The organism is Streptomyces sp. DH12 (assembly GCF_020873895.1).
GTDB lineage: Bacteria > Actinomycetota > Actinomycetes > Streptomycetales > Streptomycetaceae > Streptomyces.
In genome coordinates this window covers 1-399 of the sequence record NZ_JAHWGT010001556.1, presented here as the reverse complement: position 1 = coordinate 399, position 399 = coordinate 1, and the positions used below count along the sequence as shown (strand labels likewise).

At 75.4% G+C, this 399-nt stretch carries 1 pseudogene; it reads right to left on the bottom strand.

The window, feature by feature from the left end:
- Positions 1-134: 134 nt before the first annotated feature.
- A pseudogene (locus LPA54_RS41060) lies at positions 135-399 on the bottom strand (FAD dependent dehydrogenase); the annotation flags it as partial.

Genomic DNA, 399 nt, shown 5'->3' with positions numbered 1-399 from the left:
CCACATCGACGCGACCGCGCACTGCGGGCGGCACGAGGCGCTGCGCCGCATGACGCAGCAGTACATCGACTACATGCACCTGAACGCGCCGGTGCACACCTGGCCCGTGGAGTGAGGGGGGCCGTCCCGTGCGCTCAGCCGTCGGCACGCACCAGGATGTCCGTCACCTCCCGCCGCACCACGTCCCGCGTCTCTCCGGGCAGGCGGCCCAGGGCCGTGCCCTCGAGGGCATCGAGCACCCGGGCCGGGTCCGCCGTCGCGGGGACGCTCCCGCTGACGACGTCGTCGCCGTCCCGTACGGCGGTGAACAGCCGCCGCCCGCCGTCCTGCTCGGCGTGCACGGCGGTGGCGACCACCAGCGGCGGCGGACCGCCCACGTCTCCGGGCGCCTTGCGGTAG